This is a genomic window from Acinetobacter sp. GG23 (assembly GCF_057766365.1).
Genome location: NZ_JBYMDJ010000005.1, coordinates 142,559 through 165,340, shown reverse-complemented (window position 1 = coordinate 165,340; position 22,782 = coordinate 142,559). Strand labels below are relative to the sequence as shown.

Annotated in this window: 24 protein-coding genes and 1 pseudogene; 7 read left to right on the top strand and 18 right to left on the bottom strand. The window is 42.8% G+C overall.

Annotated features, from left to right (window positions below):
* Positions 1–137: 137 nt before the first annotated feature.
* From AC3CAU_RS10330 to AC3CAU_RS10300, 7 genes are all read right to left on the bottom strand, one after another.
* Positions 138–458 (bottom strand): hypothetical protein, encoded by a 321-nt coding sequence (locus AC3CAU_RS10330; protein WP_424621856.1) that lies wholly within the window; start codon positions 456–458, stop codon positions 138–140.
* Positions 458–739, bottom strand: coding sequence for a type II toxin-antitoxin system RelB/DinJ family antitoxin (locus AC3CAU_RS10325; protein ID WP_180181714.1), 282 nt, complete (start codon positions 737–739; stop codon positions 458–460). The genes AC3CAU_RS10330 and AC3CAU_RS10325 overlap by 1 nt, the downstream gene beginning before the upstream one ends.
* Before the next feature lie 554 nt (positions 740–1,293).
* Positions 1,294–2,493: an acyl-CoA dehydrogenase gene (locus AC3CAU_RS10320; protein ID WP_447054378.1), complete on the bottom strand. Its 1,200-nt coding sequence runs from the start codon at positions 2,491–2,493 to the stop codon at positions 1,294–1,296.
* Between the two features lie 31 nt (positions 2,494–2,524).
* Complete coding sequence (locus AC3CAU_RS10315; RefSeq protein ID WP_447053068.1) at positions 2,525–3,679, bottom strand: acyl-CoA dehydrogenase family protein; 1,155 nt, start codon at positions 3,677–3,679, stop codon at positions 2,525–2,527.
* 124 nt (positions 3,680–3,803) lie between these two features.
* Positions 3,804–4,736, bottom strand: a complete 933-nt coding sequence (locus tag AC3CAU_RS10310) for an FAD-binding protein (RefSeq protein ID WP_447054377.1) — start codon at positions 4,734–4,736, stop codon at positions 3,804–3,806.
* A 17-nt stretch (positions 4,737–4,753) separates the two neighbouring features.
* A complete protein-coding gene (locus tag AC3CAU_RS10305) occupies positions 4,754–5,503 on the bottom strand; it encodes an electron transfer flavoprotein subunit beta/FixA family protein (RefSeq protein ID WP_488368482.1) in 750 nt (249 codons plus the stop codon).
* 1 nt (position 5,504) lies between these two features.
* Positions 5,505–6,860, bottom strand: coding sequence for an MFS transporter (locus AC3CAU_RS10300; RefSeq protein ID WP_131218364.1), 1,356 nt, complete (start codon positions 6,858–6,860; stop codon positions 5,505–5,507).
* A 314-nt stretch (positions 6,861–7,174) separates the two neighbouring features.
* Here AC3CAU_RS10300 and AC3CAU_RS10295 point away from each other — a divergent pair, with 314 nt between their 5' ends.
* From AC3CAU_RS10295 to AC3CAU_RS10275, 5 genes are all read left to right on the top strand, one after another.
* Entirely contained in the window at positions 7,175–7,945 is a 771-nt protein-coding gene (locus tag AC3CAU_RS10295) for an enoyl-CoA hydratase/isomerase family protein (protein WP_447054479.1), read from the top strand.
* Positions 7,946–8,060: 115 nt separating this feature from the next.
* Positions 8,061–8,765 carry a nitroreductase gene (locus AC3CAU_RS10290; RefSeq protein WP_447054478.1) on the top strand — a complete coding sequence of 235 codons (705 nt, stop codon included), beginning with the start codon at positions 8,061–8,063 and terminating at the stop codon, positions 8,763–8,765.
* Positions 8,766–9,007: 242 nt separating this feature from the next.
* Positions 9,008–9,586: a nuclear transport factor 2 family protein gene (locus AC3CAU_RS10285; RefSeq protein ID WP_424619435.1), complete on the top strand. Its 579-nt coding sequence runs from the start codon at positions 9,008–9,010 to the stop codon at positions 9,584–9,586.
* A complete protein-coding gene (locus AC3CAU_RS10280; RefSeq protein WP_447054477.1) occupies positions 9,556–10,056 on the top strand; it encodes a chalcone isomerase family protein in 501 nt (166 codons plus the stop codon). The genes AC3CAU_RS10285 and AC3CAU_RS10280 overlap by 31 nt, the downstream gene beginning before the upstream one ends.
* A gap of 17 nt (positions 10,057–10,073) precedes the next feature.
* Positions 10,074–10,760, top strand: coding sequence for a response regulator transcription factor (locus tag AC3CAU_RS10275; protein ID WP_425919359.1), 687 nt, complete (start codon positions 10,074–10,076; stop codon positions 10,758–10,760).
* A gap of 5 nt (positions 10,761–10,765) precedes the next feature.
* On the opposite strand, the gene AC3CAU_RS10270 is transcribed toward AC3CAU_RS10275, so the two are convergent.
* From AC3CAU_RS10270 to AC3CAU_RS10220, 11 genes and pseudogenes are all read right to left on the bottom strand, one after another.
* A complete protein-coding gene (locus AC3CAU_RS10270) occupies positions 10,766–12,088 on the bottom strand; it encodes a sensor histidine kinase (RefSeq protein ID WP_447054476.1) in 1,323 nt (440 codons plus the stop codon).
* A gap of 45 nt (positions 12,089–12,133) precedes the next feature.
* Positions 12,134–13,183: an SAM-dependent methyltransferase gene (locus tag AC3CAU_RS10265; RefSeq protein ID WP_447054484.1), complete on the bottom strand. Its 1,050-nt coding sequence runs from the start codon at positions 13,181–13,183 to the stop codon at positions 12,134–12,136.
* 8 nt (positions 13,184–13,191) lie between these two features.
* Complete coding sequence (locus AC3CAU_RS10260) at positions 13,192–13,971, bottom strand: DUF1295 domain-containing protein (RefSeq protein ID WP_447054475.1); 780 nt, start codon at positions 13,969–13,971, stop codon at positions 13,192–13,194.
* 27 nt (positions 13,972–13,998) lie between these two features.
* Positions 13,999–15,195, bottom strand: a complete 1,197-nt coding sequence (locus AC3CAU_RS10255; protein WP_131218380.1) for an SAM-dependent methyltransferase — start codon at positions 15,193–15,195, stop codon at positions 13,999–14,001.
* Positions 15,192–15,986 carry a DUF1365 domain-containing protein gene (locus AC3CAU_RS10250; protein ID WP_447054474.1) on the bottom strand — a complete coding sequence of 265 codons (795 nt, stop codon included), beginning with the start codon at positions 15,984–15,986 and terminating at the stop codon, positions 15,192–15,194. Before AC3CAU_RS10250 ends, AC3CAU_RS10255 begins: the two co-directional genes overlap by 4 nt.
* A gap of 9 nt (positions 15,987–15,995) precedes the next feature.
* On the bottom strand, positions 15,996–17,282 hold the full coding sequence (locus AC3CAU_RS10245; protein WP_447054473.1) for an NAD(P)/FAD-dependent oxidoreductase: 1,287 nt from the start codon (positions 17,280–17,282) through the stop codon (positions 15,996–15,998).
* Positions 17,282–18,265, bottom strand: coding sequence for an acyl-CoA desaturase (locus tag AC3CAU_RS10240; protein WP_131218386.1), 984 nt, complete (start codon positions 18,263–18,265; stop codon positions 17,282–17,284). Before AC3CAU_RS10240 ends, AC3CAU_RS10245 begins: the two co-directional genes overlap by 1 nt.
* 136 nt (positions 18,266–18,401) lie before the next feature.
* Complete coding sequence (locus tag AC3CAU_RS10235) at positions 18,402–18,953, bottom strand: lipocalin family protein (RefSeq protein ID WP_447054471.1); 552 nt, start codon at positions 18,951–18,953, stop codon at positions 18,402–18,404.
* 102 nt (positions 18,954–19,055) lie between these two features.
* A pseudogene (locus AC3CAU_RS10230) lies at positions 19,056–19,375 on the bottom strand (NUDIX domain-containing protein); the annotation flags it as partial.
* Positions 19,376–19,504: 129 nt separating this feature from the next.
* Positions 19,505–19,903: a hydroxyisourate hydrolase gene (gene uraH, locus AC3CAU_RS10225; RefSeq protein ID WP_131218390.1), complete on the bottom strand. Its 399-nt coding sequence runs from the start codon at positions 19,901–19,903 to the stop codon at positions 19,505–19,507.
* 33 nt (positions 19,904–19,936) lie between these two features.
* A complete protein-coding gene (locus AC3CAU_RS10220; protein ID WP_447054482.1) occupies positions 19,937–20,338 on the bottom strand; it encodes a GlcG/HbpS family heme-binding protein in 402 nt (133 codons plus the stop codon).
* A 217-nt stretch (positions 20,339–20,555) separates the two neighbouring features.
* On the opposite strand from AC3CAU_RS10220, the gene AC3CAU_RS10215 reads away from it, so the two are divergent.
* Together AC3CAU_RS10215 and AC3CAU_RS10210 are read left to right on the top strand one after the other, a co-directional pair.
* The gene (locus AC3CAU_RS10215) at positions 20,556–21,227 is read left to right on the top strand and encodes a heavy metal response regulator transcription factor (protein WP_447054470.1); all 672 of its coding nucleotides are present in this window, start codon (positions 20,556–20,558) and stop codon (positions 21,225–21,227) included.
* Positions 21,224–22,621, top strand: coding sequence for a heavy metal sensor histidine kinase (locus AC3CAU_RS10210; RefSeq protein WP_447054469.1), 1,398 nt, complete (start codon positions 21,224–21,226; stop codon positions 22,619–22,621). The genes AC3CAU_RS10215 and AC3CAU_RS10210 overlap by 4 nt, the downstream gene beginning before the upstream one ends.
* Positions 22,622–22,782 lie beyond the last annotated feature (161 nt).

Sequence of the window (22,782 nt, the reverse complement as noted above, 5' to 3'; positions counted from 1 at the left end):
AAATTATACAATAAGCCCCTAATAGTTATTTTTAGTGACTAAAAGTATATAGAAACAAAAAATCCTCCCAGCAATAGGAGGATTTTTTTATTGTGTGTGTCGATTAATTCTAGTTGAAATTATACAAATTCAGTTTATTACTTAACTTCAAGATGTTTGATTAAGCGTTCCAGATCATCAGCAGAAAGTTGTCCAATGTACGTTAGTTGGGTTTTATGGATAGGTAACTGATATGTTTGTACTGTATCAATCCAGGATAGCTTTTTTAAGCCTGCCTGTTGCCAGTTTTTAATTTCCACATATTTACTCTTGATAAAAGCAGACTTATTTTCATACTGACTGCTTAAACGGAATACTACATAGTCGGTATCCGTTTGGCGAATATACAAAACAGGTCTGGTCTTGCCATCGGTAATATCTGTAAAGCCAACATAAGCCCAATATAGTTGTTGGACCATTAGTAACCGCCATCATCTTCTAAAAAAGCAGCAGCATCAGCATCGTTAGATACTTTTACGCTTGGAATATTATGGCTGACGGCAATTAATCTTGCTGTATTAAAATCCTCGTCACCCACCTGAGTAGTGACTGGTATTTTGCCAGTACGTGCAATTTCTGCGTAAACCATGCTAAGTACGGTGGCAGGGGTCAGACCAACTTTCGCCATAATATATTCTGCTGATTCCATAATTGCCTGATCAACCGTGTATTGAACTCGTTTTTTTACAAGTGTAGTCATAATATACTCCGTACCCACCACTAAATGCCATTTTATGCCTTAAAATGGCATGGGTCAAACTTGTTCTTACTGTGCATTTTCATTTAAAACAGAAAAAGCCGATTTAATTTAATCAGCTTTTTGTATACAAATTTATACCTGTATAAAAACCATCCTATCAAGGAAAGCTCTTATACAACTGGTTAGATAGATGTTCGGATAGTTTTTATATGAAACTCACTAGAAAGAGTCGATATGGGTTTATTTATACATGTTTATAACTTTTGCAGTTATAAGCAACACTGATCCTAAAAATTCTCCGATCAAAAAATTTTTACAAAATATTCAGCATTTATAATCAAAAAATCTAAACTTAGAACATAGGGAATACTTTAAAAAATCACAGAAAATCTTATTTAATCGAATACTTAAAAAATAATCTATCAATCTTGAAAAACAAAATATCCCAACTTCAAAGAAAAGCTGGGTTAGCATAGCTAAACCAGCCTAGATAGCTGCTAGAAACTTTAAGCCCATGAAGAATACCAATCCAAACATGGCCTATTTTGAGCGAATTAATTACCGAACGCAGCAATACCGGTTTGTGCACGACCCAGAATCAGGGCATGCACGTCATGGGTGCCTTCATAGGTATTGACTACTTCCAGATTGACCAGATGACGGGCCACCCCAAACTCATCACTGATGCCGTTGCCCCCGAGCATGTCACGCGCCAGTCGGGCAATATCCAGCGCCTTGCCGCAGTTGTTGCGTTTGATCAGTGAAGTCCCTTCAACCGATGCAATGCCTTCATCTTTCATCCGGCCAAAACGTAAGGCAACCTGTAAACCCAGTGCAATTTCAGTTTGCATATCCGCCAGTTTCTTCTGGATCAGCTGGTTGGCCGCCAGTGGACGGCCAAACTGTTTACGGTCCATGGTGTATTGATGGGCAGTATGCCAGCAGAATTCAGCCGCCCCCATCGCGCCCCAGGCAATGCCGTATCGGGCACTGTTCAGGCAGGTAAACGGACCACGCAGGCCGCGAATTTCCGGGAAGGCATTTTCTTCAGGTACAAACACGTTATCCATCACGATTTCACCAGTAATCGAGGCACGCAAGCCGACCTTGCCGTGAATCGCCGGTGCAGACAGCCCTTCCCAGCCTTTTTCCAGAATAAAGCCGCGGATCTCGCCGACATTACCTTCTTTTGAAACCTCTTTGGCCCAGACCACAAACACATCGGCAATCGGACTGTTGGTGATCCACATTTTTGCACCAGTTAAACGGTAACCGCCCTCGACCTTTTTGGCCCGGCTAATCATGCTGCCCGGGTCAGAACCATGATCCGGCTCGGTCAAGCCGAAACAGCCGATATATTCCCCAGTGGCCAGTTTGGGTAAATACTTCTGTTTCTGTTCTTCCGAGCCAAATTCATTAATTGGCACCATCACCAGCGAGCTTTGTACACTGGCCATGGAACGGTAACCCGAATCGACATATTCAATTTCACGTGCCACCAGGCCATAACTGACATAGTTCAGCCCTGCACCGCCATACTGTTCCGGAATGGTGGGACCCAACAGGCCCAGCTCACCCATCTCACGGAAAATGGAAGCATCGGTTTGTTCATGGCGGAACTGTTCCAGGACACGCGGCAACAATTTACCCTGGCAATAGGCCTGGGCAGAATCACGAATCATGCGCTCCTCTTCTGTGAGTTGCTGCTCGATTAAAAATGGATCTTGCCAGTTGAATCTGGTTTTTGAAGTCATGTTGTCTAGTCCAAAAATATAGTTGTTCTATTTAAGCGGTGGCTTGTTTAATCATTTCACGGGCAATAATAATCTGCTGAATTTGAGTGGTGCCTTCATATAAGCGGAACAGACGTACATCGCGGTAAAAACGTTCAATTGAATATTCACTGATATAGCCCGCACCGCCATGAATTTGTAAGCAGCGATCTGCGACACGGCCACACATTTCCGTTGCAAACATTTTCGCGCACGAGGCTTCGACAGTCACATTCTGGCCGGCATCGCGCAGTCGAGCCGCATCCAGCACCATACATTTTGCCGCGTAGATTTCAGCCTTGGAATCGGCCAGCATGCCCTGGATCAGCTGGAAGTTGGCAATCGGCTGACCAAACTGTTTCCGTTCTACCGCATAATGCAGCGCATCTTCCAGCATGCGTTCTGCCATGCCAACACTGTAGCCGGCAATATGCAAACGGCCTTTATCCAGTACGCGCATCGCAGTTTTAAAGCCAATGCCTTCCTGCCCGCCAATCAGCTGATCCTGATGCACGCGGCAATGATCAAAAATCACGTCACAGGTATACGAGCCATGCTGGCCCATTTTTTTGTCAATCTTGCCCAAAGACAGCCCCGGGGTGCCGGCTTCAACCAGAAATGCAGAAATGCCGCCCGCGCCTTTAATCTCGGGATTGGTACGTGCCATCACGGTAAAGGTGGTCGCACGCGGGGCATTGGTAATAAAGCGCTTGGTGCCGTTTAAAATATAATAGTCACCGTCTTTAACCGCTGAGGTTTTTAACGCGGCCGCATCTGAACCTGAATCCGGTTCAGTTAAACAGAAGGACCCGATATATTCCCCGCTGGCATAACGCGGCAGATATTTCTGCTTTTGCGCGTCTGTGCCATCGATCAGGATCCCGCTGGAGCCAATGCCGTTATTGGTACCAATCAGGGAACGGAAAGCGGCCGAGGTCTGGCCCAGTTCCAGCGCCACCAGAATTTCTTCTTCCATGGTGATGCCGAGGCCGCCATATTCCTCCGGAATGGTCAGGCCAAACAGACCCAGCGCTTTCATCTGGCTGACGATATGTTCAGGAATGGCGTTGCTTTCCTCCACCTCGTGTTCTAAAGGCACCAGTTCATTTTTAACAAAATTTCGGATGGTGTCTAAAAGCTGTTCCAGCATTTCCGGATCACGGATCATGGTCCACTCCCTTTGTTGATTTTTAAGGTAAATTCCTTTACCGGTTATTTATTTCGTAGCACGGAATAAATGCTTTTATGAAAAAGTATTTATTCCATTTAATTATTTAATACAGTTACTTAGCTTATATGTTTGAAACCAATTCAGGAATTACCGCGTTCAAGTCACCGACTAACCAGTAATCCGCAACAGCATTAATTGGCGCTTCTTCATCTTTGTTGATCGCAACGATCACTTTAGAGTCTTTCATCCCTGCCAAATGCTGGATTGCACCCGAGATACCAACCGCGATGTACAGGTCAGGTGCAACGATTTTACCGGTTTGACCGACTTGCATGTCGTTAGGTACAAAACCTGCATCCACTGCGGCACGTGATGCCCCTTGAGCAGCACCGAGCTTGTCCGCCAGTGGATCAAGGATCTTGTGATAGTTTTCACCTGAACCCACACCACGACCACCCGACACCACAATACGCGCAGCGGTGAGTTCTGGGCGTTCAGATTTGACAATCTCTTCAGAAATAAACGTAGAGATGCCCGCATCCTGAACGTCAGCAACCGCTTCGACTGCTGCAGAACCGCCTGTGGTCGCAACAGGATCAAATGCAGTCCCACGAACCGTGGCAACCACAACAGATTCCGAAGATTCAACCGTTGCAATGGCGTTACCGGCATAGATTGGACGTTTGAAAGTCGTTGGGCTTTCAACAGCAATGATATCCGTGATCATGCTGACATCAAGAAGTGCAGCCGCACGTGGCAGTACGTTTTTACCATTTGAGGTAGATGCAGCCAGGATATGGGAATAACCTTTGCCTAACTCGGCAACAAGTTTCGCTACGTTTTCAGCCAACTGGTGTGCATAAGCCGCGTTGTCAGCAAGCAATACCTTGCTTACGCCTGCAACTTGAGCCGCCTGATCCGCAACGGCCTGAGCGCCAGAACCCGCAACCAATACAGTGATATCACCACCGATTTTTTGAGCTGCAGCAACAACGTTTAAAGTTGCACCGTTTAGTGCTTTATTGTCGTGCTCAGCGATAACTAAAATACTCATGATATTATCCTTCTGTATTAGATCACTTTCGCTTCGTTTTTAAGTTTTTCAACAAGCTCGTCCACAGATTTCACTTGTACGCCAGCTTTACGTTCTGCTGGTGGTTCAACTTTTACTGTTTTAAGTTTGGTGGTCGCTGAAACGCCATAATCCGCAGGAGACTTCACATCAAGCGGTTTTTTACGCGCTTTCATGATGTTTGGAAGTGCCGCATAACGTGGCTCGTTCAAACGCAAGTCCGTGGTAATAATGGCAGGCAGGTTCAGTTCAACCGTTTGTAAACCACCGTCCACTTCACGGGTAACCTGAACTTTATCGCCAGCAACATTCACGACAGAAGCAAATGTACCTTGACCCGCGCCCAGTAAAGCACCCAGCATCTGACCGACCTGATTCGAGTCGTCATCAATGGCTTGTTTACCCAGAAGGATCAGTTCCGGTTTTTCTTGTTCTACAATGCCTTTCAGGATTTTAGCCACTTCAAGTGCACCAATCTCATCAGCAGTTTCTACCAGGATACCGCGATCCGCACCCAGCGCCATGGCAGAACGGATTTGTTCTTGCGCTTCTTTAGGACCAATAGAAACCACAACGATTTCTGAAACTGTTCCTTTTTCTTTTAAACGAACCGCTTCTTCCACTGCGATTTCACAGAATGGGTTGATCGACATTTTAACGTTAGTCAGGTCTACCCCACTATTGTCCGGTTTAACGCGAACTTTAACGTTGGCATCAACCACACGTTTTACAGCAACCACTGCTTTCATTTTATGCTTCCTCAACTTTTAAATTAATATTGGTTTCACTCTGTACGTGTGCCATATCTGCACGTCTATGATTAATCAGAGATAAAGCCACAGCACCAATTAAACCTGCTAAAGCAATTACCATAAAATTTTGTTGAATAGGTAAATTTAGCGACACAATCAAACCAATTAATAACGGTGCTCCGATTGCTCCCAAACGTCCCACACCCGAGGCCATGCCAATTCCTGTTGAACGAATAATGCTTGGATAAAATTGTCCACAATAGGAATAGGCAACAATTTGTGCACCTGTGGTACATGCCCCTACAATAGCAATGGTGAAATACAGCATATTGACCGACATTGGCAACGTCATTAAATACAGAAATACGCTTCCTAAGCTATACATGATGACCAGAACCCACTTAATGTGAAAACGGTCTGCCAGCCACCCGCCACCTATCGCTCCAACAATTGCACCCACATTCAAAGCGATCACAAAAGTAAGAGCTGAACCAAGGGAGTAACCGGACATTGCCATCAATTTGGTTAACCAGGTACTTAAGGCGTAGACCATGAATAAACAGGTAAAAAATGCGACCCAAAACATCAGCGTACTAAAGGCACGTCCATCACTAAATAACAGTCCAATAGAGGGCTTAGCACTGTTTATATTGGCCTCATTCACAAATTTTGCGTCACTATCGATTTGAAGATCAGGCGCGATCTGTGTTACCACACGTCTCAATTCGCTTTCTTTATTCTTTTTAGTTAGATAGCTGAGTGACTCTGGCATTGACTTCCAGATAAAGGGAATTAAAACGACTGGAATAGCCGCAGCATAAAAGACAATTTGCCAACCAAACTCGACAATAAACTGTTTACCTAAAACTGCTGCTAAAATACCCCCGACCGCATAACCTGAAAACATTAATGAAGTCATTACGGTGCGTATTTTTTTAGGGGAATACTCGGTCATTTGTGCAACGACATTTGGCATTACCCCGCCAATTCCTAAACCTGCAATAAAACGGATAATACTAAAAGTCACAGGGTCTTCAGCTAAACCCGCGACCGCAGTGAAAACACTAAATAAAAAAACACAGATTACAATGGTTAAGCGACGACCAATTTTATCCGCCAAACCACCAAAAAACATTGCACCGAACATCATTCCAAATAGTGCAGAACTCATCATAAACCCAGCAGTTGAAGCACTTACTCCCATTTGTTCCATAATTGAAGGTAAGGCTGCGCCAGAAACTGCAATGTCATAACCATCTAAAATAATAATCACTAAACACCAGATCAGTACTTTGGCATGGAAACGGTTAAACTTTGCTTCACTTGCTATTTTTTGCATATCAATATGCTGCATAACTCTACTCCTTGTCCATTTTAATTCTTCTGATTCAACAAATTTCAAATTCGCTTTTCATTGTTTTAAATCGCGATATGATCTTTCGTTTGATGAGCTAAATCTAAAGTTCTTAGCACTCTTTTTTTTGCTTTTCACAAGCTTTTAACAGATTAATTTAATGCTCATTTTATGTCAATATATTTACATATATATTTATTTAAATAATATAACCACATGTGTTTAAGTGTATTTTTTTTTAAAATAAATATATGTATTGACATAATTTAAATAGAATTTATTCTTTAAAATCCATTGAAGCAAGGAAGTGGCGCATGAGTGCAGAATTAAAATACCAAGACAATATCGCGATCATTACATTAAAGCGGCAGGAAGCAAGAAATGCATTGAATGCAGACATGATTGCCAAACTGCAAGAATTTATCGCCGAAATTTCTTCTCTTAACTTACGCGCTGCGATTTTTACAGGTGATGGTCATAAAGCATTTTGCGCAGGTGCCGATATTACCGAACTGCAAAATAAAACTCCGGCAGCGCATTTAAAGACCATACAAATCGGCCAAAACTTATTTGAGCAAATTAATCAATTAAAATTTCCTACGCTTGCCTGTATCAATGGTGCGGTTTTAGGCGGAGGGTTAGAATTGGCTATGGCATGTACCTTCCGAATTTGCAGCCCAAATGCACGCCTGGGATTACCTGAAATTAAGCTTGGCCTGATTCCCGGATATGGCGGTACCCAGCGCTTGCCTCGCCTAGTGGGGCAGACCAAGGCACTGGAGTTAATTATCAGTGGAAAAATTATTACGGCAGAAGAAGCCCTTCATATTGGACTGATTAACCGCATTCTAGACTTAAGTGACCCCATTCAAACCGGTCGTCAATATTTGGATGAATTCGGGTTGCAATTTCCTGCTGCGATTCAACATGCAATGCAAGCTGTTCAAGCAGCATCTGAACTGGATATTCAGGCGGGTTTGGCTTTAGAAGCCGAATTATTTGTCAATGTCAGCCAGACACTCGATGCAGCAGAAGGCATACAGGCTTTTCTAGAAAAACGTCCTGCACACTTTATTCAAAAATAATGCCGATGGTTGGAAGCGAGAATGGAATCTGTCATTGATTAAATCCAATACTTTTGTTCCAGAATGATCTATGAATTTAAACATACTCAATCTCAACCCTAAAAAGGAATTCAAAATGCATCAAGAACAAAAAAACCTAGTTGATCAAGCTATTACCTCAAGGCATTCTGTACGTGCTTTTAAAAATACCCCACTTGATACACAGACTATCAAAGATATTTTAAACGTCGCCTGCCGTGCACCGTCAGGTAACAATATTCAACCTTGGAAAGTTTATGTGGTGATGGGGAAAAAACGTGATGAACTGATTGAGCAGGTCTGTACAGCGCAAAGTCAGATTTTTGAGAAGCCGGAAATTGCGCTTCTTCATCAAGAAACGTTTAAATATTATCCTGAACAATGGACATCGCCATTTATTGAACGTCGCCGTGAAAATGGGTGGGGGCTCTACGGTTTGCTGAATATTAAAAAAGGTGAACAGCAGAAAATGCAGCAGCAGCATTTACGTAATTATCAGTTATTTGATGCACCGGTAGGAATATTTTTTACCTTAAGTACAACCTTGGAAACTGGCTCAAAAATGGATATTGCGATGATGATCCAAAATGTCATGATAGCGGCCAAGGCACGTGGAATTGATAGCTGTCCACAAGCAGCATGGAACCCATTTCATCAAACTGTTGCCAATGTGCTTGGTATTCCTGAAAATGAAGAATTGGTTTGCGCTATTGCACTGGGTTATGCGGACCAAACTCAAGTGGTTAATCAATTACATACACCACGTGTTACTGTTGAAGAGTTTGCTACTTTTTATGATTAAGCCCAAAGAGTGGAAAGACGCCGAATGTGCCTTTAATTTCAGCCTTACAGATATATACAAGGCAGCTTCTGCCGCCTTGTACAGACCTAGTCTCTATCTTCTCATCCCTATCAGGTTGCAAAAATGACTGGAATCTAACAATATTTACTGTATTCATTTTCTATCAATAGCGTTTCATCTTCACATTCTATTCACGACATCCTGTCTAAAGTAGCAAAATAAGATTGAAGATGGACAGAATGATGAAACACGCTAAAAAAATGATAGCAGCAGCCCTTACGCTGCCATTGCTGTATATATCAGGCTGCAAAAGTATTCCCAGCTACTCCTCAGACTACAGTCAGGCTCGCACCAGCATCCAAGGTGTAAAACTTGATGATGCCAAAGCCCTGGAGATTGGAACGCGATTTACCTCGACCTTTAATACTCTGGGTACGCCAGAATTTGTAGAAAAAGCCAGTTCTCTGTATGCAGACCAGCTGTTTATTAATGATACTTTGTCACAATTTTCATCGCGTAGTGACTTGGTTGAGCACTTCAAAGGTATGAATAAACGCGTTAGCAATGTTACCGTAAAGCTATTAAATACGTCTCATTATAATGATTCTGCTTATGTGCATTGGCATATGGCTTATGATTTTAAAATGTTTGGTAGCACACGTTCTATGGCCTCTTATGGCATTAGTGAAATAAAGGTTAATGACAACAATAAAATTATTTTCCAGCAAGACTTCTGGGATCCGGCAAATGGTCTATACCGTGCATTACCTTATGTAGGAGGTGCCTATTCATGGGTACTGCCATTCAAAAAATCACCTTAAGTTTGAGCGTGTTAATGATATGTACCATCAGTCCACTGGCTTCTGCCAATAAACTGCTGAAATGTAGTACAGGCGAATTACTGGTCGGACAAAAGCAGGTCGGCACAGCCAACTATTATGCAGAAAACTGTGCCCAATTCTGGCAAGGCCAAAGCATGCAAATGGATTTCGCCTATAGTCAAAATATTCCGGAATGGGCGTTTAAACGTGCAGCAACACATTTTTTAAAAAAGAACATCAATGGCTATAATGAAAGCTCGGCTTTGCATCAAGTGACGGCGTTATATCGACCAGTCAAACAAGGTGATCTTTATCGCCTCAGTTATGTGCATTCGAGCAAAACATTAATACTTTCCCTGAATCAGCGAGTGCTCGGGCGTATTCAAGATGCTCAAGCCCAGCAATATTTTAATATTTGGCTCGGTAACGTTCCATTTAGTGCTAAGTTGAAGCAACAACTGTTAAATTAATTTAAGAAGCCATGGTTATGTCTAAACATTTTGTGCTTATGGTTGAAGATCACTATGAACTTGCCTCAACCTTGTGCGAGTTCCTAGAAGAGCATGACTTCGTGGTCGATCATGCCCGGAATTTAGATGCCGCACGTCATTTACTTAAGCAGCGTCCCTATCATGTGCTACTTCTGGACATTAATCTGCCGGATGGCTCGGGTTATGAGCTGTGCGAGTGGCTACGTAACCAGCAAGGTATGGACATTCCCGTACTGATGTTGACCGCACGTGATACTTTGGATGATAAGCTTAAAGGCTTTAAATCAGGCACAGATGATTATTTAGTGAAGCCTTTTGACTTTAATGAACTGGTGATGCGCGTCCAGGCCTTGATTAAGCGCTCACTCGGCGAAGTCTCAAATAGTCAGATCAAAATTCATGATTTGATTTTAGATCCTGCGCGTCAGCATTTAAGCCGTTCCGGTCAAACCATTGAACTGCCCCCGATTCAGTTTAAACTACTCAAACTTCTGATGCGTAATTCCCCCAAGGTCATGACTAAACAGGAAATCATGATGGAGCTTTGGGGCGATGAAGAGCCTGAAAGTGATGCGCTGCGCAGTCATATTTATAACTTACGCAAAACAGTCGACAAACCGTTTGAACAAAAACTCATTCATACGGTTTCCGGTGTGGGCCTCAAAGTCTCATTAGAACCTTAGCAGTCCTAATTCAAATAGACGACCACAATTAAACCTGTGGTCGGACTTAAATTCACATCCTGATGGGTGCTGATATAATACTGACGGTCAAATAATTCCACACGCCAGCCCAATTGCGTACAGAGCTTTTGCACCAATTGCAGGCCAATACCATGCCCTTTCACCTGCAGTTGTAACTGACGATTTGAGAGCTCTTGTACTTTGGCATCGTTGGGTAAATGAATCCCGATGCCATTATCCGCAATGAGTACCTTATTTTTTTGTAAAACTATATCAATTTCGGAACCTTGAGAATAGTTCAATGCATTACGTAAAATATTACTAAATACCATTTTGGTCATCGATGGATAAATTTTACGGACCTGCTCATCTAGATCTTTTTGCAAATCAATTTGTATACCTTTAGCATGACTGACAGTGTTTAAATCTTGCACCAGTTCATCCAACAGATTCGACAACATAGTATTTTCAGCAGTTAAGGTATTGGTGGTGTTACGTGCAATGGCCAATAAGGTATCGACCAAAAGCTGCATGTCTTCGATGGTATTTTGCAAGCGGGTAAAGGATTTATTGTCACCATAACGGGTCTGACACAGCTGTACATTGCCTTTTAAGATGGTTAATGGCGTTCTGAGCTCATGACTGACATCACCGGTAAACTCACGTTCACGGTTAATAAATTCACTCAACACCTGATGATATTTTTCCAGCGCCTGTTTAAGATACTCTGCTTCCATATTGGCATCGGTGCTAATGTCCTGAAACGGCGAAGCTTCTTTGCTCTGATGTTCCCAGTCAATATTTTCCAGTGCATTGGCCAGACGGGTAATCGGAGAAAAATAGCGCCGCGCACGACGGTTCCACCACCACAGCAGGCTGTACAAGACAAATAGACTCACCATTAAGGGGGCAAGTCCAAACAGCCAGATCAGTTTATTGACATTACTCTCACCAAAAACCAGAAACACATGCTGTCCATTGCGCTCGCCATAGACTGTCATACGCTCCTTACCATCGATAAAATGACGACTTACGCCTTCATGCAGTTGCATATTTTGCAATTTCGCGGGTGCTTTACTATCCCAGCGATAGCCATACAGATTCTTGGTATCGGGAAGCTCTGCATTTGGATCACGTTCCAAACGCTCCCAATAATGTGACATTTCCTGTTCGAGTGCGGTTTTCAGTAAAGTGCCCTTAATGACCCAGGCACTACAGCCAATGCCAATGACAACTGACATGGCGATTAGACCGATTTGCAACCAATAATAACGATTAAATACCTCACCTAAGGGATGAGCACGTTTGTCTCGAAACAGCTTAAACATAAACTCATCTCTTACTTGATCTTTAATTTAAATGCTATGAAAGTATTATAGGACTTTCTTGTTAAACAAGAAGTGTCCAATGACCCACTCCTGGCCTTTTTCATAGCCAAATAATTCAGCACAAGCCATAAAGAAAATCCGCCAGCGTTGCCACCAGGCAGCCGCGTCTTTACCATAGGTTTTTTCAAATACAGGTTTTAGCGTATTTACGTTGCGGTCCATATTTTCAAGCCAGGCAGTTGCAGTACGCTCATAAGCCGTACCTGACCATTGCCAATGCTGTTCTAATTGTAAATGATCCTGGAAATGCAAGAATGTCGATGCCGCCGGCATTAACCCGCCACTGAAGAAATACTTCGACATCCAGTCAAACTCATTCTTGACTTCGAATGGATAATGCAGGAAACGATGACAGAAAATATGACACCACAGTAAGCCTTCTGGTTTTAGCCATGTGCTAATTTTCTCAAACAGCTTCTGATAGTTACGCACATGCTCGAACATTTCAACAGAAACCACCCGGTCAAAAGATTCAGCGACCAACTCAAGTACATTTACATCACAGGTGATCACACTCAGATTATCAAATTGTTTTAACCGTGCCTGTTCCTGAATATATACGCGTTGTGTGGCCGAGTTAGACACGACAATAATATTTGCGTTTGGATAGTGCTCTGCCATCCATAGACTTAAGGAGCCCCAGCCACAGCCAATTTCAAGAATATCCTGCCCATCTTTTAATTGAGCCCGCTCACAATAGCTTGCCAGAGCCAATTCTTCAGCTTGATCAAGCGTGGTTTTATTGCTGTTAAATAAACTTGCGCTATATTTTAAACGCTTCCCGAGTACCGCCTGAAAAAATTCAGTCGGTAGCTCATAATGCTGCTCATTGGCTTTCTCCGTTTCAATCGCAATGTCACTATGTTGAAGTATCTGCAACACATCCATGTAGCGCTGTGCCGCCAGAGCCGGATCAAAACGCCCTTCTTGTGCCAAGCGTTTTTTACTTAAATGGCGGATGGCTGTGCGAATCGCCTGATCGGGCACTTTGCCACTTTCAATCAGTTTTAGGGTGGGCTGAATCATAAAATCCATCTGTGTACCTACTTTTTGGGTTGCCACGGAATAAACATTGAGGTTCGTCTTTGATAATCTTTGTAGTTGTCGCCACGGTGCGCTAGGGCTTGCTGTTCACTAAATGGGATACCGGTGATGTAGTACAAAAACAGCCACATCAAAATCGGATAAACCCAAAGTCCGTACAGTCCTGCTGCCAAGCCTAAGATTGGATAGGCAAACCAGTGCAGCCATTCAAAAAAATAATTGGGATGGCGTGAATATTTCCATAAACCCCGATCCATTGTTTTACCTTGATTATGTGGATCAAGCTTAAAACGATACAGTTGCTGGTCGGCAGTCGTCTCACCGATCAATGCCACCAGCATGATTGTCGCAGCCAGTGCAATGGCCGGGACAGTCCATCCATTCCACTGCTGTGCTGGAATACTCAGCAGTTCCAGCATGGGATAGGAAAACAGCAGCACTAGACCTGCCTGGAAGATGAAAAATGCCAAAAATCCCAAATGCTGATACTCTCCCAGAGTTCGGCGCATATTGGCGTAACGGGTATCTTCTCTGGTTTCATTGGCATAACGACGCAGCAGATGCCAGCTCAGTCTTAAAAACCAGATACTACTTGCCAGTCCCAGAAACACCCGTACTAGCACAGGAGCATCTTCCACTACCCAAGCCGCTACAATCACATTCAGTGCAATACTAAAGCTCCAGCTAACGTCGACCAGTCCCGCACGCTTGTTATAGGTGACCAGTATCCAGCTGCATAGCATAATAAAAATATTGACTAAAAATAAATTAAGCAGCATCTCAGTATCCCCCTATTTTATTGGTACTCAGTAAGCACTGGCTTCAAACAGCAGGTGTACATCACTGATGACACCTTCTCTAAAGCCACCTTCGCAATAACACAGGTAAAAATCCCACATGCGTATAAATTTTTCATCGAAGCCAAGTTGCAATACTTCATCCCGCTGTGCTAGAAAACGCTGACGCCAGCAGCTCAAGGTGTCTGCATAGCTTTGCCCAATATCATCAAGCTGCTTTAGACGCAGTTTTTGTGCTGATGCCACCTGAGTCATCACACTGATACACGGAATAAAACTTCCCGGGAAAATATAACGCTTAATATAGTCGATGGTATTTAGGGATTTTTCATAACGTGCATCTTCAATGGTAATCGCTTGAATTAGTGCCAAACCATTCGGTTTCAACAGCTGACGGCATTTATTAAAATAGGTCGGTAAATACTGTTCGCCCACGGCTTCAATCATTTCAATCGAGACCAGTTTGTCGTATTTACCTTCTAGCAGCCGATAATCTTTGAGCTGTACATCGACCCGATGCGACAGTCCCGATGCTATCACCCGGGCCACAGCTTCTTCATACTGGGCCTTGGATATGGTGATGGTGGTGACTTTACAGCCATAATGCTGGGCGGCATAAATGGCAAAACCACCCCAGCCACTGCCGATTTCAACCAGATGATCCATCGGCTGAAGCTGCAGTTTCTGGCAGATCAACTCTTTTTTATAGTCTGATGCTTGTTCCAGACTCATGCTTGGCTCTTTAAACACGGCACTTGAATACATCATGCTTGAATCAAGGAACAGCTTAAAAAACTCATTGCTCAAGTCATAATGCTCGGCAATGTTTTTACGGCTGCCATCAATTGAGTTTTTACGTGATTTATACCAAGTCTTTAAAAAGAACTGGCTGGCCTTAACCACAGCATTCTGATTCATTCGGTCCAGCACATCGCGGTTGCGCGCCAAAATCTGGATCACCTTTACCAGATCATCACTGCTCCAGTAACCCAGAATAAAGCCTTCCGCTGCACCCAGAACCCCATTTCTGAACAGTAAATCCATGAGACGTGTGTCATGTACCTGGATCACTGCATGCAAGTCACTGCTTTCCCCAACTATTCCGTTCCAGACCCCTTTAAAGATCAGCTGACCATGCTGCAATTTCAGTAAATGCCGCAGTACCACAGGTAATGTGCTCAGCTCTCCCATTAACAATGTTTTCATAGCAATGTATTTCCTTTATCTTTTTTAGGATTTGGGTAAAACGGAATTTTTTTCTTCCATAAACGAAAGGCGTTAAGGTAGATTCCCATGATCATCTTGAAGGGTTCGAAGACCTTAAATACAGCATAACGATGCTGCTGTGAAGGAACTGTGATCTTCTGCAGGCTAAAACTCATGGTTGCATCAAATTGCAGTACATTTTGCTCAAATAACTGCATATGAATTACATTTTGCTGATCAGAAAAGCTGAAGCGCCAGCGGTAATACAACGCCATTGGCATAAACGGCGATACATGAAAATCTTTTTGAAAGTCGAACTGATAAGTTCGATACGGTGCATGTACCACTGCATTTTTTCTGCAATCATGGATATAGATTTTACGTTCATTCCACGGTGTATTGGTAATTTCACTGAGCACAAACACGGGCTGCTCGGTCGCATCAAAGACCAGGTAAAACACTACCGAATTAAAGCGAAAACCGAGTGTGCGCGGTAAAGCTAAGACCCTTACGGCATCGGCATGGGTTAATCGATAGTTTTCTTGTTTGATCAGCAGACGGGAAATTTTCTGCCGAATCGAGCCACATTCCATGTCCAGAAAATCCCGCTCATCCAGAGTCAGAAAATTCCAGCGGCTAGAGGACCAAAGCCAGGATTTTTGGGTAAAGGTTTTAATTTGATCAGGATCAAACCATAAGTAAGTCAGTTGTGCGCTAAACTCATGCGCTTTGGGTAAATAACGGCGATGCCGAATCTGTGCAGAAGCAACAGCCAGTGGATACATACGCATCTGACTCTCCTAAGCGGCTTGGCCAGCCTTTTTCAGCAAATGATCCACAACCCATGAGGCACTGCGAGCCCCATCTTCATGGAAGCCCCACCCCCAGTAAGCTCCGCAGTAGGAGGTGCGATTTTGACCATTTACCTCGGCCCAATGGCTTTGCGCCTCAATGGCTTTAGCATCAAATACCGGATGACGGTAATGTCGTTCTACCCATATCTTTTTCGGATCAATGGCAAAATTTGGATTGAGTGTGGCCAAGATTTGAGTGTTGCAGTTGAGGTTTTGCAGCTTATTCATCCAGTAACTAAAGCCATAATGAATACCACTGTTCTGGAACGGCGTGTGCTCGGATGCCTGACTCGGGGTGACGTGTACATGCCAGCTTGCCCACTGATGCATGGATTTTGGCATAATGCTGATATCCGAGTGCACCACCATACGGTTAGCCTGATAACGAAAATTACCTAATACCTCCTGTTCCCGTGTGGAAGGGTCTTTGAGTAACTTCAGGCTATCATCGGCATGGCTGGCAAAGACCACCCAGTCAAAGCGTTCGGTGCCCTGCTTGGTTTCAATCAAGATATCATTTGCGGTACGTGCTACAGATTCAACCCCGGTCTTTCGGAAGCTAATGTTGTTAGCCTGCTTCTGGATCGCACGAACATAGCATGCTGAACCGCCTTTCACGGTTTGCCATAATGGACGGTCCTTGAGTTGCAACATGCGATGATGCTGAAAAAAACTCACCACAAATTTATACGGAATCTGCCCAGCCTGCTCGACCGGACAAGACCACAGCGCACCGCACATCGGGTAGAGATGCTCCTGACGAAAGGCCTCGGAATAAGCATGTTGATTTAAATATTCATCAATACTGAGCCCTACATCGATTTGTTCAACATTCAGATCTTTATTGGCTGCATAGAACCTGAACAGATCGGACAGCATCGTGCGAAAGTCAGATTTCAGGAAGTTTTGTGGTCGTCGCAGTAAAGAGAATTTTTTGGAAGGATTGTATTGCAGCCCTGTGACCTGATTGTTGACGGAAAAGCCCATATCACTACTTTGTGAGGGTATGCCGAGCTCTTTCAGCATTGCACAAAACAATGGATAGTTATGTTCATTAAAGACAATAAAACCACTATCAACTGCGACTTGCTCTCCATCTATATTGAGCTGATGGGTATCGGTATGCCCACCAAAATAATTGTTCTTTTCAAATATGGTAACTTCATGCACTTTACCTAGTTTCCACGCGGCATACAGCCCAGAAATGCCTGAGCCAATAATTGCAATTTTCATCATGATTCCCCAGATTGAATATTTTGAGCGCCTTTCTTTGCTGCTTTTTTCTGTTTTCTGGCTTGCGCAATTTTGCTGATCTCATACACACGTGATGGAATCGGTTTCAAACCCCAGACCAGTCCGAACCAAGACATGATTTTTAAAATGTAATAGGTCATATCAATTTGCCACCAGTAGAAACCCTGACGGGTACTGCCGGCATAATAATGATGATTGTTGTGCCAACCTTCACCTAAGGTAATAATAGACAAAAATAAATTATTTCGGCTTTGATCCTCTGTCTCGAAGTCACGGCTGCCATAGTGATGGGCCAGTGAATTAATACATAAGGTGGCATGCGTCAGTAAAACGGTGGATATCACAAACCCCCATACCAGCAGCTGTAGACCCGACGTGCCCAGTTGAGGATAGCTCAGAGCAAGCCATTCTCCCAGCGTATAAATGCCACTCGCAGTGAGCAGCACCACAAGCAGACTAAAACGGTCCAGCCAGATCAGTTCAGGATATTTGAGCCAATCTTTAATCACTTCTTTACGTGTAGCAAAGTTATATTCATTCAGAAACCAGCCCACATGACTGTACCAAAACCCATGTGTGGATGAATGTGGGTCTTGGATGGTGTCAGTATAACGGTGATGGTAACGGTGATGTGCTGCCCACCATAGCGGTCCACGCTGTGCACTCATTGTGCCAAGTAATACAAAAATAAATTGCATCACACGTGAAGTCTGAAAGGTCTTATGCGACAAATATCGATGAAAAAATGCAGTAATTGAAAACATGCGAATCAGGTAAAAGACCAGCATAAAACCAATTGCAAACCAGGATACCCCGACCCAAAACCCCGCTAAGCAAGCAAGGTGCAACAGAATAAACGGCAAGATGCGAAACCACTGGATTTGAGTACTTTCAGCCGTAATCGTTTCTGCCTGCACAGACATAGACCAACTATCAACCCATCGCATCAGACTGTTCAACATGGATTTATCCTAATAGTAAAATATTCTATTTTCTTTCAAGGAGTTTAATCGCATTGATATCAATTTTATGTGAAGCAGAATAAAAAAAGCCGAACTGTGAAAGGAGAGATTAGCAGTTCGGCAAAGGGCTTTTCGATTAATGCGGCATTTTGACTAACTTGCTGATGTCATAGCCATACTGTTGTGCTGTTTGCAGATAAGATTGATAAGTTGCCTCCTCTATCTGAGGCTCACGAGACAAGATCCATAAGTATTTGTCGCTTGGCCCACCCACCAGTGCAACCTTATAGTCAGGGTCAATGCGTAATACCCAATAATGACCTTTAGTAAATGGCAACCATCTTAGACCTTTAGGTAAAAAGCTCACCTTAAGTTTGCTATTGCCTTCATTCTGCGGATAGGCAATACCTTCGGAACGGATCATTTCACCATCTGCAGTACGGCAGCTATTTAATACACCCATCGTTTTATCAGCGTTTACACTGTATTGAGCTGTAATATCGGCAACACACTTACGTTGAAAATACATCGGTAAATGGGCAATTTCATACCACTTACCTGCATACTGTTGAATATCGACTTTATCTACCGCTTGGGGTGCAGTTGTTTCTGCCTGAGCAGTGACAGATAAGCTTAAGCTGATGACTGCCAGTGTCGTACCCGCAATTGACTTTAATAGAGTATTCATTTTTGAGCCTTAATTGATTCTATTATTAAGATAGTGCAACTGAAGTGAAAAAAGTGTGAAGAGCAGAGCATAAAATTCAGGATGCCGGATTAACGCAGCTTACCGAGCATCACTCAGTTCATTCTCCTGTATTTGACATTTCGCCTGTCACCAGCATGATATTCAGCTTTAACTGCCCTCATCAGGTTGCTCAGAATAGGTCATGGCTGGATGCCCGATATTGAATGTTTTTGACCTGAAGCCCCTTTCTCGAGAGTTTCACGATGCATAGCTTCCCCAAGCGTTTCGCCCACCTCCACAAACCCTACAATTAAACTGTACATCTGGGTTGGACTGCGGGGAATTTTTTGTCAGTGAACTTCCTCTGCCCCGCGGGTAATGATGGTAATGACCTAGGGATTAACTCTTGAATGACGATTGTAAACACCGCGTTAATTAGCCGTTTTATCGAACTAAAGAGTGTCTACAAAATCGGTGGTATTCACAGCGCTTAAAATATTAAAGTGCTCAGAGCTCGAACTTTATAAGATTAGCACTGCGCTATAATTGATTTAATTTCCACGATAGGTTGAGTAACCATAAGGACTCAACAGGAGTGGAATATGGTAATGTTTGACTGAACCATCAACCTGAAAAATGACAGGCACTTCAGGAAAGAAAGTCTTTTGGTTATTTTGCTTAAACCAGTCGCCTGTTTTAAAGGTGACTTTATATAGAGCTGTATTGAACGGCTTATTTTCTGGAAATAATGCGCTGATACGCCCCTGTTGATTGGTTTTAGCTTCTGAAATCTGAACCCATTGACCATTTTTCTGTTCTTCCAAAGTGACTTTCACATCGGAGGACGGCAAACCGTTTTCCAAGTTCAGGACATGTACACTCAAAGGGTTTTGAGCCATTACCCAACTCGAGATCAACAAACCACCCAGAAATATAAGTGACTTTTTCATAAAAATTGACTCCAATAGATAGTGTTAAGTGATTTAAAGTGTTTTTAAAGTGGTTTCTACGCCTTTTTGCGCACATTGATGGTCTTGAACTGAGCCACCGGCACCTGCGACACCAACTGCACCTAAAAACTGATTTTTATAAACCACCGGTATGCCCCCGCCGAGCAAGAGCAATTCGGGTAGACTATTCAAGTTCTGCGCATCCGGGTTTTTCTGTGCATTACGCATAAAATCCAAGCTATTGGTTTTGGTCGAATACGCCGTAAATGCCTTACGTTCTGCCGCAATCAAGTTATGAATGCCAACAGACTCATGACGTTGACTAATCAGTACATTACCACCCTGATCGAGCACAACCACAGCAGCAGGTTTTGCCTCTAATTGACAAGCATGCATGACATTTTTAGCCATCAATTCTGCGGTTTCGAGTGGCATGATGTAGCCTGTTCTTAAGTCAGCATGTGCAAAAGCGTTCACTAAAAATGAGGCACCCAGTGCTACGAGAGATTTTTTTATAAAGAAAGCGTTCATTGTGGCAATATGTTTCAATTGATCGTGGACATATCTTAGAAAAAAATGATGCAATTCGGCATGACAATCAGATTACCGATTTGTAATCTAAAATCTGTTTAAAAGAAGATAAACTACTGAGATGCATATCTTAATTATTGAAGATGAAGTCAAAATTGCTGACTATCTGGCAAAAGGGCTGAATGAGTCGGGTTACAGTACCGCTATCGCAAGAAATGGTATTGAAGCCCTATCGTCTCTACAACAACAAAAGTTTGACCTTGCCTTACTTGATGTGATGTTGCCAGACCTGGATGGATGGCAGGTATTACAAACCCTCAGAACCTTTAGTCAAATTCCTGTACTCATGCTCACGGCTCGTGATCATGTACTGGACCGCGTCAAAGGGCTTGAGCTTGGCGCAGATGACTATCTCAGCAAGCCCTTTTCTTATATTGAATTACTGGCAAGGATCAAAAGTCTACTGCGGCGTGCCCCACGAATGGAACAAGAGGCTTACCAAGTGTCTAATTTGATCTTGAACCGCTTAAAACACGAAGTACAGCGGGGTGGGCAAAAAATTGAGCTGAGTCAGAAAGAATTTGCGCTATTGCAACTGTTGATGGAGCATCAAGGTCAAGTCATGACCCGCAGTCAAATTGCATCCATGGTATGGAATATTAATTTTAATACAGATACCAATGTCGTAGACGTTGCTATTCGCAGACTACGCAGCAAAATTGATGATCATTTCAGTCCCAGACTGATTCATACGGTACGTGGTATGGGATATAAACTTGATGAGCTGCCATGAAAAAAACCATCCGATTAAACCTAACCACCCTATTAAGTATCGCTTTTTGTCTGGTCTCCTGCGTGGTATTTTGCAGCGTTGCCCTATTGTCCTATCACAATATGAAAAACATGATCCAAACTCAGCAGGATCAGGCATTAGCAGCACGGATTGAACGGATTGAAATTTTTCTGGAAGATGCTCAAAGTTTTGCGCTATTGGTCCAACATCCTAAGCTCTACGAAAACATGCTTGGGCAAGAAGACAACTTACTTCTTTTACGAAATCAAAATGGTAAACTCATTCAAATCAATCCATTAAAAGTGCATATTCCCGCCTTAGCATTTTCATCTTCACTCCAGTTTCAAGATAATCAAGCAAATAATCCTTCGACACGACTAGCCTTCAAGCAATTAGAATTCAATGCTGATCGTTATCAACTGATTGCTGGTAAACAACTGGCTGAAGGGCAAAATGCCCTTGCTGAATATCGATCAAAACTGACTTTATACAGCATTCTGGGGATTTTATGCTCGACGCTGATGGCCTGGTTTGCCGGTCGCTATATTCTAAATTCGATGCAACAACTGATACATGCCACGACAAAAATCGGTATAACGCAGTCTAATCAACGTATTGAAATTCAAAGTAACACCCTTGAAGTGCATGAACTCAGTCAAGCCATGAATGCGATGCTGGCAAGAATTCAATCTGCTTATCAGCAACTGGCACGTTTTTCTGAAGACATTTCCCATGAACTGAGAACGCCATTAAACAATTTGATGGGACAAACACAAATTTTACTTTCACGGCCACGAGAGCTGCATGAATTAGAAAATGTGCTGTACTCAAATTTAGAAGAGTATGAGCGTCTGAACCAAATGATCGAAAGTATGTTGTTTATTGCTCGCGTCGAACATGGTGATTATTTGGTTGAAAAACAATGCTTCAATGTATATTGCATGCTGCAAGGCTTAGTTGAATACTTCAGTTTTCTCGCTGATGAAAGAAACATCCATTTTAAACTTGAAGTTGCACTAGAATTAGAACTGATTGCAAATCAATTATTAATAGAACGTGCACTGGCAAATCTACTCAGTAATTCAATTGCACATGGTGAAACGAATAGTGAAATTATGCTACGAGCCAAAGAATTAAACCATATGATTCAAATTGAGGTTCTGACGCCAAAGGTATGGATTGCAGAACAACATCTGTCCCATTTATTTGAACGCTTTTATCAAGTCGATGATAGCCGGCATGAAAAAGCACACACGGGGGGATTAGGATTGGCTATAGTCAACTCTATTATGCAATTGCATGGTGGACAAGCAAGCGCTGAAAATACTGAAGATGGGATCGTATTTAGTCTGTCATTACCCAAAAATAAAAGACCAAATAAATCCTTACCGTAGTCTTTAAACAATTTATCCGTATTTTTAACTCTAAACTTATTTCAAATTTCTTTTACTCTCGATCCTATTTTTTCTATTCGATTTAAGTCTGGACTATATTTAGGAAGCTACATAATCTAATAGTCTGTACTAAAAACCGGTTCCTGAAGTCTTTTCCTTTT

Excerpts from the sequence above, each read along its gene's own strand:
- AC3CAU_RS10245 (WP_447054473.1), bottom strand. The coding sequence starts at position 17,282 with ATGAAAATTGCAATTATTGGCTCAGGCATTTCTGGGCTGTATGCCGCG.
- AC3CAU_RS10330 (WP_424621856.1), bottom strand. The coding sequence starts at position 458 with ATGGTCCAACAACTATATTGGGCTTATGTTGGCTTTACAGATATTACC.
- AC3CAU_RS10215 (WP_447054470.1), top strand. The coding sequence starts at position 20,556 with ATGCATATCTTAATTATTGAAGATGAAGTCAAAATTGCTGACTATCTG.
- AC3CAU_RS10250 (WP_447054474.1), bottom strand. The coding sequence starts at position 15,986 with ATGCGTATGTATCCACTGGCTGTTGCTTCTGCACAGATTCGGCATCGC.
- AC3CAU_RS10300 (WP_131218364.1), bottom strand. The coding sequence starts at position 6,860 with ATGCAGCATATTGATATGCAAAAAATAGCAAGTGAAGCAAAGTTTAAC.
- AC3CAU_RS10305 (WP_488368482.1), bottom strand. The coding sequence starts at position 5,503 with ATGAAAGCAGTGGTTGCTGTAAAACGTGTGGTTGATGCCAACGTTAAA.
- AC3CAU_RS10280 (WP_447054477.1), top strand. The coding sequence starts at position 9,556 with ATGGGTACTGCCATTCAAAAAATCACCTTAAGTTTGAGCGTGTTAATG.
- AC3CAU_RS10265 (WP_447054484.1), bottom strand. The coding sequence starts at position 13,183 with ATGGATTTTATGATTCAGCCCACCCTAAAACTGATTGAAAGTGGCAAA.
- AC3CAU_RS10290 (WP_447054478.1), top strand. The coding sequence starts at position 8,061 with ATGCATCAAGAACAAAAAAACCTAGTTGATCAAGCTATTACCTCAAGG.
- AC3CAU_RS10325 (WP_180181714.1), bottom strand. The coding sequence starts at position 739 with ATGACTACACTTGTAAAAAAACGAGTTCAATACACGGTTGATCAGGCA.
- AC3CAU_RS10295 (WP_447054479.1), top strand. The coding sequence starts at position 7,175 with ATGAGTGCAGAATTAAAATACCAAGACAATATCGCGATCATTACATTA.
- uraH (WP_131218390.1), bottom strand. The coding sequence starts at position 19,903 with ATGAAAAAGTCACTTATATTTCTGGGTGGTTTGTTGATCTCGAGTTGG.
- AC3CAU_RS10260 (WP_447054475.1), bottom strand. The coding sequence starts at position 13,971 with ATGCTGCTTAATTTATTTTTAGTCAATATTTTTATTATGCTATGCAGC.
- AC3CAU_RS10320 (WP_447054378.1), bottom strand. The coding sequence starts at position 2,493 with ATGACTTCAAAAACCAGATTCAACTGGCAAGATCCATTTTTAATCGAG.
- AC3CAU_RS10285 (WP_424619435.1), top strand. The coding sequence starts at position 9,008 with ATGAAACACGCTAAAAAAATGATAGCAGCAGCCCTTACGCTGCCATTG.
- AC3CAU_RS10240 (WP_131218386.1), bottom strand. The coding sequence starts at position 18,265 with ATGTTGAACAGTCTGATGCGATGGGTTGATAGTTGGTCTATGTCTGTG.
- AC3CAU_RS10235 (WP_447054471.1), bottom strand. The coding sequence starts at position 18,953 with ATGAATACTCTATTAAAGTCAATTGCGGGTACGACACTGGCAGTCATC.
- AC3CAU_RS10275 (WP_425919359.1), top strand. The coding sequence starts at position 10,074 with ATGTCTAAACATTTTGTGCTTATGGTTGAAGATCACTATGAACTTGCC.
- AC3CAU_RS10210 (WP_447054469.1), top strand. The coding sequence starts at position 21,224 with ATGAAAAAAACCATCCGATTAAACCTAACCACCCTATTAAGTATCGCT.
- AC3CAU_RS10270 (WP_447054476.1), bottom strand. The coding sequence starts at position 12,088 with ATGTTTAAGCTGTTTCGAGACAAACGTGCTCATCCCTTAGGTGAGGTA.
- AC3CAU_RS10315 (WP_447053068.1), bottom strand. The coding sequence starts at position 3,679 with ATGATCCGTGATCCGGAAATGCTGGAACAGCTTTTAGACACCATCCGA.
- AC3CAU_RS10310 (WP_447054377.1), bottom strand. The coding sequence starts at position 4,736 with ATGAGTATTTTAGTTATCGCTGAGCACGACAATAAAGCACTAAACGGT.
- AC3CAU_RS10220 (WP_447054482.1), bottom strand. The coding sequence starts at position 20,338 with ATGCCACTCGAAACCGCAGAATTGATGGCTAAAAATGTCATGCATGCT.
- AC3CAU_RS10255 (WP_131218380.1), bottom strand. The coding sequence starts at position 15,195 with ATGAAAACATTGTTAATGGGAGAGCTGAGCACATTACCTGTGGTACTG.